Below are 15,229 nucleotides of genomic sequence, written 5' to 3'. Positions count from 1 at the left end.
ACTCTCTCCTGGAGGACACCATGTCTGAAATCGCATCTCCGAACGCTTCTGCCGCCGACTTCATCGACGCGCGCAGCCCGCAGTTCACCGAACTCGCCGACAAGATCTGGAATCTGGCGGAACTTCGCTATGAGGAATTCGCGTCGAGCGACCTGCATATCGAAGCGCTCGAAGCGGCGGGCTTTCGCGTGACGCGCGGTGTCGCCGATATCCCCACGGCGTTTATCGCCGAGGCCGGTCACGGCGGCCCGATCATCGGCATTCTCGGCGAATACGACGCCTTGTCCGGCCTCAGTCAGGAAGCCGATGCCATGACGTGCCAGCCGTCCACGGAAATCGGCAACGGCAACGGTCATGGATGCGGTCACCACTTGCTCGGCACCGCCGCGCATCTGGCAGCGGCCGCTGTGAAATCGCATCTCGAAGCCACGGGACAGCCGGGCACCGTTCGCTTCTACGGCTGCCCCGCAGAGGAAGGCGGTTCGGGTAAGACGTTCATGGCGCGAGCAGGCCTCTTCGACGATCTGGACGCCGCGATCTCGTGGCACCCCGCCGTGCACAACGGCGTGTTTGCCGGGCAGTCGCTGGCCAACGTGCAGGCGTACTTCCGCTTTCACGGCAAGGCATCGCACGCCGCCAGCTCGCCGCACCTCGGACGCAGCGCACTCGACGCCGTCGAATTGATGAGCGTCGGCGTGAACTACATGCGCGAACACATGCTCCCCGACGCGCGCGTGCACAGCGCCATCACGCAGACTGGCGGCACGTCGCCGAACGTGGTGCAGGCAAATGCCGAAGTGCTTTACCTCGTGCGCGCACCGCGCAACGATCAGGCCTCGGACCTGTTCGAGCGCGTGACGAACATCGCACGCGGCGCGGCGCTCATGACCGAGTGCCGCGTGGAAGTCGTGTTCGACAAGGCGTGTTCCAACCTCGTGCAGAACACGGTGCTGAACGAAGTGGTCTATCGCAATCTGGAAGCCTTCGGCGCGCCCGAGTACGACGACGCCGAGATGGCATACGCGAAGCGTGTACAGGACACGTCGCTCTCGACGGAGGACATCGAGGGCGCGACCCGCACGCTCGGTCAGGCATGGCGCAATCCGAAGCCGTTGTTCGATCACGTCGCCCTGTTCCAGGCGGGCAAGGAACCTACGCTGTACGGATCGACCGACGTGGGCGACGTCAGCTGGATTACGCCGACCGCGCAGTGTTTCACCGCGTGCTATGCCTTCGGCACACCGTTCCACTCGTGGCAACTGGTCGCGCAAGGAAAGAGTTCGCTCGCGCACAAGGGCATGGTGCTCGCCGCCAAGACAATGGCGGCGTCCGCCATCGATCTGTTCCGTTCGCCTGAAACGCTTGAGAAGGCGAAGACCGAGCTGAACGAACGCCGTCAGGGCAAGCCGTATGTCTGCCCGATTCCGCCGGAGGTCGAACTGCCGTTCAAGCGCGTCTGATCGTCTCTAATGACAACGCCCCCGGCGTCTTGTGACGTCCGGGGGCGTTGCATTTCGGGCGACGCTGTGTGCCGACTTAATCCAACTTAAGCAGCGCGCGGTGCACGGTAGCGCTCAAGCCAGTGCGCGTACGGCGCGGGCAGCACCCACGTCGGACGCTTCTCGTCGAGTTCGCGCGCGGCGAAATACGGCCAGTGCGGGTTCGCCAGATGAGCGCGGCCCACCATCACGAGATCCAGTTGGCCGTCGGCCACGATGCGGTTCGCAACGACCGGATCGTCGATGCCCCAGGCCGATGCCACCGGAAGTCCGGCTTCCTTCTTCACGCGCTCCGAGATCGGCGCGAGGAACGGCGTACCCCAGGGAATGTTCGCGTTCGGCGTCGAGAAGCCGACGCTCACGCTCAGCAGATCGAGACCGCCCTCGCGCATCTGACGCGCGAGCGTGATCGATTCCGCGAGCGTTTCTTCGTCGCGGCCGTCGTATTCAATGACGCCGAAACGCGCTGTGAGCGGCAGATGCTCAGGCCACACTTCGCGCACGGCAGCCAGCGTCTCCAGCAGGAAACGGCTACGGCCAGCGAGATCGCCACCGTAGTTGTCTTCGCGATGATTGGCGTGCAGCGAGAAGAAGCTCTGCGCCAGATAACCGTGGGCAAAGTGCAGTTCGAGCCATTCGAAGCCTGCGGCGAGCGCACGACGTGCTGCGGCCACGAAGTCGGCCTTCACGCGGGCGATGTCGTCGAGCGTCATGGCCTTCGGCACCTTGCCGAGGTCGCCGCCGAAGGCGACGGCGGACGGCGAGATCGTCGGCCAGCCGCGCGGGTCGTCTTCACCGATATGGTCGTCGCCTTCCCACGGACGGTTGGCGCTGGCCTTGCGGCCCGCGTGGGCGATCTGGATGCCCGGCACCGCGCCGTGCGACTTGATGGCCGCAGCGATGCGCGACATGCCAGTCGTCTGCTCGTCATTCCACAGACCGGTACATCCCGGCGAAATACGGCCTTCCGGCGACACGGCGGTCGCTTCGACGATCACCAGACCCGCACCACCGCGCGCCAGGCTGGCGTAGTGGGCGAGGTGCCAGTCGTTCGTCACGCCGTCGACGGCGCTGTACTGGCACATCGGCGGGATCGCAATGCGGTTGCGCAACTTCGCGCTCTTCAGTTCAAACGGGGAAAACAGGGCAGACATGAGGTTTCTCTAATTTGGGGGGCAATGTCAGGGCACAGCGGTGCCGACCGGCGGAGCCTGCGGCTTACGGCGGTCTTCACGGCATCTCGACCGTTTCGGTCGACGCAAGCAATGGTAGCCCCACATCGCTATAATGGAAACCATCTGCAAATTATCGATTCGATAACACTTCATTATGGTCAATCCCCAGTGGCTCAAATCCTTCGCCACGCTCGCCGAGCTGGGTAACTTCACCCGCACAGCCGACCAGCTGGGGCTGACGCAGGCAGCGGTCAGCCAGCACATCAAGCATCTCGAAGAGGAATTCGGGCCGTTGCTCGTGCGACGCCCGCGTGCCGTGGAACTGACGCCCGCCGGTCAGGCGCTGCTCGTCTATTGCGAACAGGTCGAGTGCGCGGGGCGGCATTTGCGCTCCAGTCTGGAAGACGCGAACGAAGAGTGCGGCAACATCAACCTCATCACGCCGGGCAGCATCGGGCTGTATCTGTGCCCGATCCTGCTCGACATGCAGCAGGCAAATCCCGCGATGGCCGTGCGTCATCGTTTCGCGCCCGACCGCGAAGTGCTCGAAGGCATTCTTCAGAATCACTTCGAGTTGGGCCTCGTGACGCTGCGCCCCGACGATCCCCGTCTCACGGCGACGCCTTTCACGCAGGAGCCGCTCGAACTTGTGGTGCCTGCCGGTGAGGACGTCCACAAGTGGGAGGATCTCAAGCGCATCGGCTTCATCGATCACCCCGATGGCGAAGCGATGTCGACGCGCCTGCTCAGTCGCCGCTTCCCGGGCAATCCGGGGGTGCAGAGTCTGCCGTGCAAGGGATGTACGAACCAGATCAGCCTGATTCTCGAATACGTCGCACGTGGGCTGGGTTTCACCGTCATCCCGCAGTACGCGCGGCAGGCGTTCGCTTCACAGGACGCCATTCGTGTCGTGGATTGCGGCCCGCCGGTCGTGGACACGCTGTGGCTGATTCATCGCGCGGAATGGCCGCTGTCGGCACGCGCACAACGGGCGGTCGAGTTGCTGCGTGAGCGCGTCGATGCCCCACGCCCGCGCGCGTTCGGTGGCGAGAAGGTGCTGCAGCGCGCGAGCGCCTGAGCCGCGCTGGCAGGATGTGCGGCATCGTTGTCATTGCGGGCGTTCGACGGGAATCGGTACGCTGAGGGCCTTCTCATCGCCTTCACCCTGTCATGCGCTATTCCCGCTTTTTGCTCACTGCGTTGGTCTGCCTCTCCTTTGTGACGGCGGGCGCAGGAGCTGCCACGCCTGACATCGACGTGGTCTCACAAGCGCGTCAGGATTTGCTCGCTGCGCTCGCCAAGCGACCGCAGGACCCTGTCGTCGCCGTCATTGCACTCAACGACGGCACCGAGACCACCGATTTCCTTGTGCCCTATGGCGTACTCAAACGAGCGGGTATCGGGCAGGTCGAGGCCGTCGCCGTCGACGCGGGAGACGTCACGCTGATGCCCGCGTTGCGTATCGTCCCCGACACCACGCTGGCCGCTTTCGACGCGCGTCATCCTCGCGGCGCCGACATCGTGATCGTTCCCGCCATGCACGTCGACGACGATCCCCGCGTGCTGCGATGGCTGCAACGTCAGGCGGCGAATGGCGCGCTCATCGTCGGTATCTGCTCCGGCGCCAAAGTGCTGAGTCAGGCGGGCCTGCTGCGAGAGAAGCGATTCACCGGCCATTGGTACGATCGCGACGATCTGCGCAAAGCCAATCCCACCGCTCGTTATGTGCCGGACGTGCGCTATCTGTACGACGACGGCATCGTCACGACGACCGGCGTCAGTGCGTCGCTGCCGCTGTCGTTGGCGCTGGTGGAAGGGATCGCCGGACAGGAGCGCGCAGCAGACGTCGCACACTCACTCGGTGTCACCGACTGGTCGGCGCGGCATGCCAGCGCGGGATTCCGGCTCGATGCGTCGAGACTCTGGACGGTTGCAAGTCACTGGCTCGCCTTCTGGCGGCACGAAACGCTCGCCATTCCCGTAAGCGATGGCGTCGACGACGTCTCGCTCGCATTAGTGTCCGACGCGTGGTCGCGTACCTGGCGCAGCGAGGCCATCGCCACGCATGAGGGGACGCGAACCGTCACGATGGCGAGCGGCTTACGACTCGTACCTCAGACGGACACTTCAGTGACACCGGCCCGCACCATTGCGCTTGCATCTCATACATCGGCAACGGCGAACTTCACGGCAGCGCTCACTGACATCGCGCAACGATATGGCCGGTCGACGCGCGACATCGTTGCACTGTCGCTGGAGTATCCAGACGGATTGCGCTGACGCCGGACGCACCTCATCACTCGCCCTGTCGATGCGCCGACACCGGCTCGCCAAACGTCTCCCGAAACGCGCGTTGAAGCGCGTCAACGCTGCGAAAACCGCTGCGCTGCGCGATGCGCGCCTGCGTCCATGCCGTCTGCCGTAGCAACGACTTGGCAAAATGCACCCGCGCCCGTGTGACGTAGCGGGCGGGCGACACGCCGGTATCGCGAGAGAAGGCTCTGGAGAAATTGCGAGGACTCATGCGTGCGACGGCCGCAAGTGCGTCCACGCTGAGATCGGCATCGAGATGACTCTCGATCCATGCGATGACGTCGCGCACCGGTGACGTCGCACCTTGCTGCAACGCCAGTGATCGGCTCACTTGCGACTCAGCACCACCGCGCAGCACGAACAACGCCAGATCGCGGGCGATATCCATCGCGACGTCGCGGCCGAGATCGGCTTCGATCATGCCCAGCGCCATGTCGATGCCGGTAGTCACGCCGCCCGACGTCCAGAGATCCCCGTCGCGTACGAACACCCGATCATGTTGCACGTCGGTGGCTGTGCACATCGATGCCAGCAGATCGCACGCCCGCCAATGCGTCGTCGACTGATGCGAATCGAGCAATCCGGCGGCCATCAGCACGAACGCACCGGTGCAGACACTTGCCATGCGTCGTGCGTGGGGGGCTATCGAGGCGATCCACTGCTGCGCGCCGTCTTCGAGGACGGCGCGTCGCAACGCACCCTCCTCGCCACCTGCGACGATGACGGTATCGATGTCGGCGGACACATCCAGAGTCTGCAACGGGGACGTATCGGCGATGGCCAACCCGGCACTTGTCATGACGTTGCCGCCGTGCGGCGAGGCAATGGTCAGACGATAAGCGCCCGGCCCGGCAATCGATGCCTTCGCGAAGGCGCTTGCCGGGCCGGTGATATCGATGGCTTCAGCGCCGTCGAACACTACGATGACGACGTGACGGCTGATGATTTGCGCGCCGGAAGTCGGCGCACTGGGAGCACTGGCTGACACGCAATTCCCCTGAGAGACGGGAGACGGGCTACCCGCCCGCCGGTTGGCGTGCATTGTAGCCCTTGCGGGTGATTCGCCAGCGCGGCTCGCGTGCTTATTTCGTGCGGTGCAGCTCGCTTAGCGCGCCGCCTGCGTGAACTTGTTGAACGACGTATCGAAGAGGCCGCGCACGTCGAAGCTCTTCGTCAGCGTGCCGGTTTTGACGAAGTCGTCGACACTCTTCTGCGCTTCGGCAATGGCCGCGTCCGTCAACGGTTCATAGCGAATGCGCGACGTGCTGAACCATTGATGCGCCAGCTTCGGATCGACGCGCGACTTCGCTGCCCAGACGTCAGCGTAGCGCTCGATGTGCTTCGCATCCGCCAGCGACCATTCACGTGCACGTTGATAGCGCTGCACAAAGTCCCCCAGCAATTCGCGCTTGCTGTCGATCACCTTCTGCGTTGTGGACAGATAGCTCTGCGCCGCGATCAGGCCACGCGCCGTCACGACGGTGCGCGCGCCTGCCTGACGCAAGCGCGTCACGTACGGCTCCCACGTCGCCGTCGCATCGACCTTACCCGCCTGTAACGCGGCGGCCGAATCGACCGACGCCAGATACGAATACTTCACCGAATCGAGCGGCAGCCCGGCAGACACCAGCGCCGCCTGCACCAACTGCTGCGACCAGCCGCCACGCGTGATGGCCACCGTCTTACCCTTCAGATCGGCGACGGTCTTGATCTGCGTGTGCGGTCCCGCGAGCAGTACCACGCTGTCCGGACTGTCGCGATAGATGCCGATGACCTTGACCGGGGCACCCTGTGCGGCGAGGAACAGCACTGGACCATCGCCCTGCAACCCGATGTCGAGCGCACCGGCGTTCACTGCTTCGACGACTGGTGTGCCTGCGGGAAACTGTTTCCATGAGACGGTGTAGGGTGCGTCCTGCAACGCGCCCGAGGCTTCGAAAAGACTCTGCGCGTTATAAGCCTGATCGCCTACGACAAGCACCGGTTTGTCCGCAGCGCGGCTCGAGAACGGCAGAATCGCCGCAACGCTCAGCGCGACCGCCGCGCCACGACGCAAACGCGCACGCCACGTCGGCCAGCGGTCTTGTGCACGCGCTCGCAGGTCACGCTTCGCCGAGCGCGCCAGCGTGGCACGTACCATCGCCGCACGTGATGGTACGGAGACGTAGAGCCCGAAGGCAATGGCGGACGCCGCGATGAACGCGTCGAGCACGGGACTGACAGGCTGGGCCGTAGGGGCGGCATGAGAGGCAGTGTTCGTCATGGCATGTCGCCGCGCATCGGCGCAGCTTTGGGAGTGGGAGGATGTGCCAGTCTAGGCACGCCCCATCGCATTCCCAACCATCGATTGATGCGATCCATAGCCCGTACCGCGCGAGTTTGCTTATGGCGGTTTGCTTATCTGATTTCGTTGTTTGTGGTGACGTGTGTCGTGCGCCTATCGTTGTCGTCTACCGAAATCGAACGAGAGCAAGCCCATGACGCAATCTGCCCGCAAACTCCGGCTGGGCGCCTACATGTCGGGTTCCGGCGTGCAAGGCGATAGCTGGCGCCACCCCGACACCGACACGGACGCCTACTCACAGTTCGCACGCTACCGACACTACGCGCAGGAACTGGAGCGCGGTCTGTTCGACGCCCTGTTCTTCTTCGACAACCTCTTCGTGTCGACGGACCCGGTCGCGCTCGCCCACAGCCCCGGCGCGCCGCGCTGGGACCCGGTCGTGCTGCTCGCAGGACTGGCCGGGGCGACGAAGCACATTGGGCTCGTCGCCTCCGTCAGCACCACTTACAGCGAGCCGTACAACGTTGCACGCGCGTTCGCGTCGCTCGATCATCTTTCGGGCGGCCGTGCCGGATGGAATCTCGTGACGTCCACCGGCGGTGGCGAGAACTTCAATCGCGACGATCACGTCGACCATGCCGAGCGCTACGAGCGCGCAAACGAGTTCTATGACGTCGTCACCGGCCTCTGGGACAGCCACGCCGACGACGCCTTCCCCCGCAACAAGGCGACGGGTCAGTGGGCCGATCCGTCGCGCATCCGCACACTCGATCATCGGGGCAAGCACTTCCGCGTGCGCGGGCCGCTCAGTGCGCCGCGTCCGGTGCAGGGCTGGCCGGTCATCGCGCAGGCAGGGTCGAGCGAAGCGGGACGTGAGCTAGCCGCACGTGCGGGTGAACTGCTCTACACGGCGGCGCAGGATATCGAAGACGCACGCGCGTTCTATGCCGACGTGAAGACACGCGCATTGAAGTACGGACGCCAGCCGGAACACATCTTCATCCTGCCAGGCGTCTCACCTATCGTGGGACGCACGCAATCAGAAGCGGAAGACCTCTACGACAGCCTGCTGTCGCATCGCGATCCGGCGGTCGTGCTGAACGCGCTGACGAACTACGCGAGCCTCGGCATCGATCTCGGCAGCCTGCCGTTCGACGCCAAGGTGCCGCTCCCCGAACACGTGCCGGAGACGAACTCGCACAAGAGCCGTCAGAAATTGCTGGTGGACTGGATACGTCGCGAGCAGCCGACCGTGCGCGAGCTATACACGCGCTTTACCGGGGGCGGACACCGCGTGCTGGTCGGCACACCGGCATCGATTGCCGACGACTTTCAGCACTGGTTCGAGACAGGCGCGGCCGATGGCTTCAACATCATGTTCCCGAGCGCGCCCGTAGGCATTACGTCGTTCGTCGATCTGGTGGTGCCGGAGTTGCAGCGGCGCGGCCTGTTTCGCACGCAGTACGAAGGCCGCACCTTCCGCGAGAATCTCGGCGTACCGGCGGTGCCCAACCGGTACTTTACGCCGCGCGACGTTGCATCGGCGGCGCCAACTGGCTCAGTGGATCAACCAGCCGAGACGACTGCCGCAATCGCCTGACCCACTTCGGTCGTGTTCGCGCGCCCGCCCATGTCGCCGGTGCGCGGACCGTCCTTGATGACCTGCGTGATGGCGGCAAGGATCGCGTCGTGGGCGTCACGCGTGCGCGCATCGCCCCGGCCGATGAAGTCGAGCATCATCGCAGCGGTCCAGATCATGCCGATCGGGTTCGCGATGTTCTTGCCCGCGATATCCGGTGCCGAGCCGTGCACCGGCTCGAACAGCGACGGAAACTTGCCTTCCGGGTTCAGGTTGCCGGACGGCGCAATGCCGATGGTGCCGGTACACGCCGGGCCGAGATCCGACAGAATGTCGCCGAACAGATTCGAGGCGACGACCACGTCGAAACGATCCGGGTTCAGCACGAAGCGCGCGCACAGAATGTCGATGTGCTGCTTGTCCCACGTGATGTCGGGATACTTCGCCGCCGTCTCGGCCGCACGCTTGTCCCACCACGGCATGGAGATCGAAATGCCGTTGCTCTTGGTTGCGACCGTCACGTGCTTGCGCTCGCGTTGCTGCGCGAGGTCGAACGCGAACTTCAGCACGCGCTCCGTGCCCTGACGCGTGAACACCGACTCCTGCACGACGAACTCACGCTCCGTGCCTTCGAACATCACACCGCCAATCGACGAATACTCGCCTTCGGTGTTCTCACGCACGATCATGAAATCGATGTCGCCCGCCTTGCGATTCGCGAGCGGCGACGGCACGCCGTCGAACAGACGCGCCGGGCGCAGGTTGATGTACTGATCGAACTCGCGACGGAACTTCAGCAACGAACCCCACAGCGAAATGTGATCGGGCACCGTCTCGGGCCAGCCCACCGCACCGAACAGAATCGCGTCCACGCCATCGAGTTGCTGTTTCCAGTCGTCCGGCATCATCTGACCGTGCTGGACGTAATAGTCGCAGCTCGCCCACTCGATGTGCTGATACTCGACGGGAATGCCGAAGCGCTTGCTGGCGGCATCGAGCACGCGCAGGCCTTCGGGCATCACCTCTTTACCGATGCCATCGCCCGGGATCACGGCGATCTTGAACGGACGCTGGGGGCGTTGGGACGTTTCGGTCATGGTCTGTCTCCTGAACGTTTGACGAATGCCGCTAGATTATTCCATTCCAACGCGGATAAAATCCCCCAATCGGTTAATCCACTATCTACGAATCGTGAATAAACCCCTGCCCGTCAACCCCAATCTCGACGATCTGCGCGTGTTCTGTCAGGTCGCGCGTCGCGCCAGCTTCTCGGCAGCGGCCGAGGCGCTGGGCGTCTCGCCCGCCTACGTGAGCAAGCGTGTGGGCATGCTGGAGGCCGATCTCGGCACGCGCCTGCTGCACCGCTCGACACGGCGCGTAGCGATCACCGACGCCGGAGAGCGGGTCTACGCGTGGGCCGAGAAGATTCTCGACGACGTGAGTCATCTGATGGAGGACGTGTCGAGTACGCGTCAGGTGCCGCGTGGCACTTTGCGGGTGTCGAGCAGCTTCGGCTTCGGACGGCACGTCGTGGCCCCGGCGATGTCGCGGCTTCGTGTGCTGCATCCGCAGCTCAATGTCCGGCTGGATCTGTTCGACCGTATCGTCGACGTTGCGGCAGAGGGTTACGACCTCGACGTGCGCATCGGCGACGAGATCGCGCCGCATCTCATCGCGCGCAAGCTCGCGGACAACCATCGCGTGTTGTGCGCGTCGGAGGCGTATCTGGAAGCGCACGGCACGCCGCGTCAGTTAAGCGATCTCGCGGGACACGCTTGCATCGTCATCAAGGAACGCGATCACCCGTTCGGCATGTGGCGGTTGCAGCAGCGCGGCGAGTCCGTCTCGCTCAAGGTGACGGGGCCGCTCTCGACGAACCACGGCGAAGTCGCGGTGCAGTGGGCGCTCGACGGTCAGGGCATCGTGCTGCGGTCGATGTGGGATGTGGGTGCGCTCATCGCGCGAGGGGATCTGGTGCAGGTGCTACCGGACGTCACGCAACCGGCCAATGTCTGGGCCGTGTATCCGTCGCGCGTGGCGTCTTCAGCCAAAGTACGCGCCTGCGTGGAATTCCTTGCGGGGGAATTCCAGACGCAGGCGTGAGGTGACGTAAGGCCTGGGTTACTGAAGCGTGAACGTCGCTTGCTGGACGTTCTGCGAATCGAGTCCGATCTGCACGTTGAAGTCGCCCGGCTCTGCCACGTATTGCAGCTTCGCGTTGTAGAACTTCAGCAGGCTCTCGTCGATGGCGAATTGCACGGTGCGCGACTCACCCGGCTTCAGGTTCACCTTCTGGAAACCCTTCAGCTCCTTGATCGGACGCACAATCGACGCCGCCACGTCCTGCAAATACAGTTGCACGACGGTCTCGCCTTCTCGTTTGCCGGTGTTGCGCACCGTCACGCTCGCCTCCACCTTGCCGCCGCTCGTCATCGTCTTCGCCGAGAGTTTGACCTTCGACACGTCGAACGTCGTGTAGCTCAGGCCGTAGCCGAACGCGTACAGCGGGCCAGAGTCTTCCTCGAAGTATTGCGACGTGTAGTTCGCGGGCTTGCCCGGCGTGAACGGACGGCCGATGCGCAACTGGTTGTAGTACGTCGGGATCTGACCGATGGAGCGCGGGAACGAGATCGGCAGCTTGCCCGACGGGTTGTAATCGCCGAACAGCACGTCGGCAATGGCGTGACCGCCTTCGGTGCCCGCGTACCACGTCTCCAGCATCGCGTCGGCATTGACCTTCGCCCAGTTCAGATCCAGCGGACGGCCGTTCATCAGCACCACGACAAGCGGCTTGCCCGTCGCCTTGAGCGCCTGCAACAGCGCCAGTTGGCTGCCCGGCAACATCAGGCTCGTGCGGCTCGACGCTTCATGCGACATGCCGCGCGATTCGCCCACGGCCACAATCAGCGTGTCGGCGTTGCGTGCGACCTGCACGGCTTCGTCGATCATCTGCTGCGGCGTACGCTTGTCCTGCACGACTTCCGGATTGTCCCAGTCTAGGAAGTTCAGATACTCGACCACGCGCGGATCGTCGGTGATGTTCGCGCCACGTGCGTAGGTCACCTGCGCCTTGTCGCCGAGCGTGTCGCGCACGCCTTGCAGCAGCGAGACGGCCTGCGCCGGTTTGCCCGCTGCCGACCAGCTGCCCATCATGTCGAGCTTCGAATCGGCGAGCGGCCCGATCACGGCGACCTTGCCCGCCTTCTTCAACGGCAATGCGTCGTGCTGGTTTTCGAGCAGGACGATGGACTTGCGAGCGATGTCGCGTGCGGCGTCGCGATGCAGACGGTCGTCGGCGTACACATCCTTAGGATCTTGCGCGGCGTTGCCGATACGACGATACGGATCGGCGAAGAGCCCCATGTCGTACTTCGCGCCGAGCACTTCGCGCACGGCATCGTCGATGAAGCGAATCGGCACGTCGCCCGACTTCACGAGATCCGGCAACTGCTTGAGGTATTGCTGATCCGCCATGCTCATGTCGACGCCCGCCTCGATGGCGAGCTTTGCGGCTTCACGGCCATCCTTCGCCACGCCGTGACGCATCAGTTCTTCAATCGCGCCGTGATCGCTCACCGTCACGCCCTTGAACCCCCACTCGCCGCGCAGCAGGTCGCGCAACAACCACTTGTTCGACGTCGCGGGCGTGCCGTTCACCGAGTTCAGCGCGATCATCACCCCGCCAGCACCTGCGTCGATACCGGCGCGATACGGCGGCAAATAGTCCTGATACATGCGCATCGGGCTCATGTCGACGACGTTGTAGTCGCGCCCGCCCTCCACTGCGCCATACAGCGCGAAGTGCTTCACGAACGCCATCAGGCTGTCCGGATTGGCGGGCGAGGTGCCCTGAAAGCCCTGCACGCTGGCGCGCGCGCTCTGCGACACCAGATAGGGGTCTTCGCCGAAGCCTTCCGAGGTGCGGCCCCAGCGCGGGTCGCGCGAGATGTCGACCATCGGCGCGAACGTGGCATCCAGACCATCCGAACTCGCTTCTTGCGCGGCCACGCGTGCCGCCTGTTTGACCGCCGTCATGTCCCAGCTCGACGCGAGGCCGAGGCTGATCGGGAACACGGTGCGATGGCCGTGCACGATGTCGTACGCGAAAAAGATCGGAATTTTCAGACGGCTTTGCTTGACGGCAGCGTCTTGCAGCGGGCGATTCTCGCTGCGCGTGACCGAATTGAAGGTGCCGCCGACGCGACCGGCGGCAATTTCCTTGATGAGTTTCGGCTGCGGCATGTCCGCGCCAATGCTGATCAGGCGCAACTGACCGATCTTCTCTTCGAGCGTCATGCGCGCGATGAGATCATCGATGAAACGTTGTTTGGCGGACGCCGAGGGCATGGCGACGGGAACACCGCCGTCGTTCACGTTGTCGGAGGCTTGAGCAGCGCTGGCGAAGGCCGGCGCGACTGCGAAACTAGCGGCAAGCGCCAGTGCGGAGAGCATTCGCATCTGATGGCGATCCAATTGAATGCGACGTGTGGCGCGCGCAGCAGCGTCGTGCGCCAGAACGTCTGGGTCGTCGTATCGGCGGGCGTTGCGAGCGACGCAAAACGTCGAACTCGCAACACGAAGTGCGATACTTTGCCACAATTGGCGTTTATTGAAAGATTTCTGTGCCTCAATGCGGTACGGCGCTGCCCCGAAGTCGGCGCCGAGGTCACCTGCCCCCTTCACTTCAGGAGCGACTTTTGGTTTTGTTTTTTCAAATTGCGTCCTGGCGCCGATGCGCATCATGGATCGTCACGGGTGCCGCCCTGCTGGGTGCCGCGCATGCCAATGCGTTCTCCCTCGACGACGTGACCGCCCGCGCGAAGGCGCTCGCCGACAAGCCCTACGCGGCCCCGGCGAGCAACCTCACGCCAGCCTTCGCGAAGATGCAGTTCGGCGACTACATCAAGATCCAGCCACGCCGCGAAGCGTTCGAATGGAACGATCAGCCGACAGCGTTCAAGCTCGGCTTCTATCACCAGGGCATGCAGTTCAGCACGCCGGTGAAGATCAACGAGATCGTCGGCACCGGCGCTAGCGCGAAGATCGACGAGATCAAGTACGACAGCAAACGCTTCGACTTTGGCGATCTCAAGCTCGATCGCAGCGCCACGCACGACCTCGGCTATGCGGGCTTTCGTGTGCTCTATCCGATCAACGAACCCGGCAAGCTCGATGAAGTCATGAGCGTGCTCGGCGCGAGCTATTTCCGCGTGATCGGCAAAGGCCAGATCTACGGTCTGTCGGCGCGCGGTCTTGCCATCGACACCGGCCTGCCCATCGCCGAAGAATTCCCGGCATTTCGCGAGTTCTGGATCGAGCGCCCGAACGCGGGCGACAAGCATCTCGTCTTCTACGCATTGCTCGATTCGAAGCGTGCCACGGGCGCTTACCGCTTCGATCTGACGCCGGGCGAGGATTCCGTGCTGAAGGTGCAAGCGCGCGTGTTCATGCGCGACAAGGTGACGAAGCTCGGCATCGCGCCGCTCACCAGCATGTTCCTGTTCGGACCGAACCAGCAGCGCGATCCCTACAACTTCCGTCCGGCGCTGCACGATTCGAACGGTCTGGCGATTCACGCGGGCAATGGCGAATGGATCTGGCGTCCGCTGAACAATCCGCGCAACGTCGCCATCAGCCAGTTCCAGGTGACCAATCCGCGCGGCTTCGGCCTGCTTCAGCGGGGGCGCGATTTCTCACAGTACGAAGACCTGAAGGATCGCTACGATCTGCGCCCGAGCGCATGGGTCGAGCCGCAGGGCGACTGGGGCAAGGGACATGTGGAACTGGTCGAGCTTCCGTCGCCGGACGAGACCAACGACAACATCGGCGCGTTCTGGACGCCTGATCAACTGCCGCCCAAAGGCACGCCGTTGCAGGCCGACTACAACATCCGCTGGACGATGAACGAGCGCAGCATCGTCGACCGTAATCTGGCGTGGGTGAAGCAGACGCTGCGCACCGCAGGCGAGATCACACAGGCCAATCTGATTCGTCACTTCGACGGCAGTACCGGCCTGATCGTGGACTTCGACGGCGGCCCGCTCGCCACGCTACCGCCGGGCTCGGTCACACCGCAGATCAGCGTGAGCGACAACGCCACGATCATCGAGCAGACGCTGCAACCGAATCCGGTCACGCACGGCATGCGCCTGAACCTGCGCGTGATGGTCAAGGACCCGGCCAAGGTCGTAGAACTGCGCGCCGCGCTTGTCTCGGGCGGGAAGGCGATCAGCGAGACGTGGAGCTATCAACTCCCGCGCTACTCCGTCGCCAAGCAATAAGTTGCATTCCTGAAGTCCGTGCGGCGGTGTTCTGCCGCCGCACACCCCGCCTCCCCAGACACGTCTCTCGTCACAATTAAACAGACACTTACGAGCGT

11 protein-coding genes are annotated in these 15,229 nt (G+C 63.9%); 6 read left to right on the top strand and 5 right to left on the bottom strand.

Annotated features, from left to right (window positions below):
* Positions 1 to 20 precede the first annotated feature (20 nt).
* Positions 21 to 1,460 (top strand): M20 family metallopeptidase, encoded by a 1,440-nt coding sequence (locus ACIQWO_RS16515; RefSeq protein ID WP_402826100.1) that lies wholly within the window; start codon positions 21 to 23, stop codon positions 1,458 to 1,460.
* Positions 1,461 to 1,546: 86 nt separating this feature from the next.
* Here ACIQWO_RS16515 and ACIQWO_RS16510 read toward each other — a convergent pair whose 3' ends face one another.
* Complete coding sequence (locus tag ACIQWO_RS16510) at positions 1,547 to 2,653, bottom strand: NADH:flavin oxidoreductase/NADH oxidase (protein WP_402826097.1); 1,107 nt, start codon at positions 2,651 to 2,653, stop codon at positions 1,547 to 1,549.
* 175 nt (positions 2,654 to 2,828) lie between these two features.
* Between ACIQWO_RS16510 and ACIQWO_RS16505 the strand changes: the two genes are divergently transcribed.
* Both ACIQWO_RS16505 and ACIQWO_RS16500 read left to right on the top strand, forming a co-directional pair.
* A complete protein-coding gene (locus ACIQWO_RS16505) occupies positions 2,829 to 3,752 on the top strand; it encodes a LysR family transcriptional regulator (protein WP_046290809.1) in 924 nt (307 codons plus the stop codon).
* A gap of 92 nt (positions 3,753 to 3,844) precedes the next feature.
* Positions 3,845 to 4,954 (top strand): DJ-1/PfpI family protein, encoded by a 1,110-nt coding sequence (locus ACIQWO_RS16500; RefSeq protein WP_402826094.1) that lies wholly within the window; start codon positions 3,845 to 3,847, stop codon positions 4,952 to 4,954.
* 16 nt (positions 4,955 to 4,970) lie between these two features.
* Here ACIQWO_RS16500 and ACIQWO_RS16495 read toward each other — a convergent pair whose 3' ends face one another.
* Together ACIQWO_RS16495 and ACIQWO_RS16490 are read right to left on the bottom strand one after the other, a co-directional pair.
* Positions 4,971 to 5,975: a GlxA family transcriptional regulator gene (locus ACIQWO_RS16495; RefSeq protein WP_402826091.1), complete on the bottom strand. Its 1,005-nt coding sequence runs from the start codon at positions 5,973 to 5,975 to the stop codon at positions 4,971 to 4,973.
* A gap of 117 nt (positions 5,976 to 6,092) precedes the next feature.
* On the bottom strand, positions 6,093 to 7,250 hold the full coding sequence (locus ACIQWO_RS16490; protein ID WP_402826088.1) for an ABC transporter substrate-binding protein: 1,158 nt from the start codon (positions 7,248 to 7,250) through the stop codon (positions 6,093 to 6,095).
* 214 nt (positions 7,251 to 7,464) lie between these two features.
* On the opposite strand from ACIQWO_RS16490, the gene ACIQWO_RS16485 reads away from it, so the two are divergent.
* Positions 7,465 to 8,871, top strand: coding sequence for an LLM class flavin-dependent oxidoreductase (locus ACIQWO_RS16485; protein WP_402826085.1), 1,407 nt, complete (start codon positions 7,465 to 7,467; stop codon positions 8,869 to 8,871).
* Here the strand turns inward: ACIQWO_RS16485 and ACIQWO_RS16480 are convergent.
* On the bottom strand, positions 8,838 to 9,947 hold the full coding sequence (locus ACIQWO_RS16480) for a tartrate dehydrogenase (RefSeq protein WP_402826082.1): 1,110 nt from the start codon (positions 9,945 to 9,947) through the stop codon (positions 8,838 to 8,840). The two genes, ACIQWO_RS16485 and ACIQWO_RS16480, sit on opposite strands and share 34 nt — an antisense overlap.
* 106 nt (positions 9,948 to 10,053) lie before the next feature.
* On the opposite strand from ACIQWO_RS16480, the gene ACIQWO_RS16475 reads away from it, so the two are divergent.
* The gene (locus tag ACIQWO_RS16475) at positions 10,054 to 10,953 is read left to right on the top strand and encodes a LysR family transcriptional regulator (protein WP_402826860.1); all 900 of its coding nucleotides are present in this window, start codon (positions 10,054 to 10,056) and stop codon (positions 10,951 to 10,953) included.
* A gap of 18 nt (positions 10,954 to 10,971) precedes the next feature.
* On the opposite strand, the gene bglX is transcribed toward ACIQWO_RS16475, so the two are convergent.
* A complete protein-coding gene (gene bglX / locus ACIQWO_RS16470) occupies positions 10,972 to 13,302 on the bottom strand; it encodes a beta-glucosidase BglX (protein WP_402826857.1) in 2,331 nt (776 codons plus the stop codon).
* A 293-nt stretch (positions 13,303 to 13,595) separates the two neighbouring features.
* Between bglX and ACIQWO_RS16465 the strand changes: the two genes are divergently transcribed.
* Positions 13,596 to 15,131, top strand: coding sequence for a glucan biosynthesis protein G (locus ACIQWO_RS16465; RefSeq protein WP_402826854.1), 1,536 nt, complete (start codon positions 13,596 to 13,598; stop codon positions 15,129 to 15,131).
* Positions 15,132 to 15,229 lie beyond the last annotated feature (98 nt).

The sequence above is a fragment of the Pandoraea sp. NPDC090278 genome, assembly GCF_044772185.1.
In the GTDB taxonomy this organism is placed as follows: Bacteria; Pseudomonadota; Gammaproteobacteria; order Burkholderiales; family Burkholderiaceae; genus Pandoraea.
The sequence above is the reverse complement of the archived record's forward strand: the minus strand, read 5'-3'. Positions and strand labels throughout refer to the sequence as shown.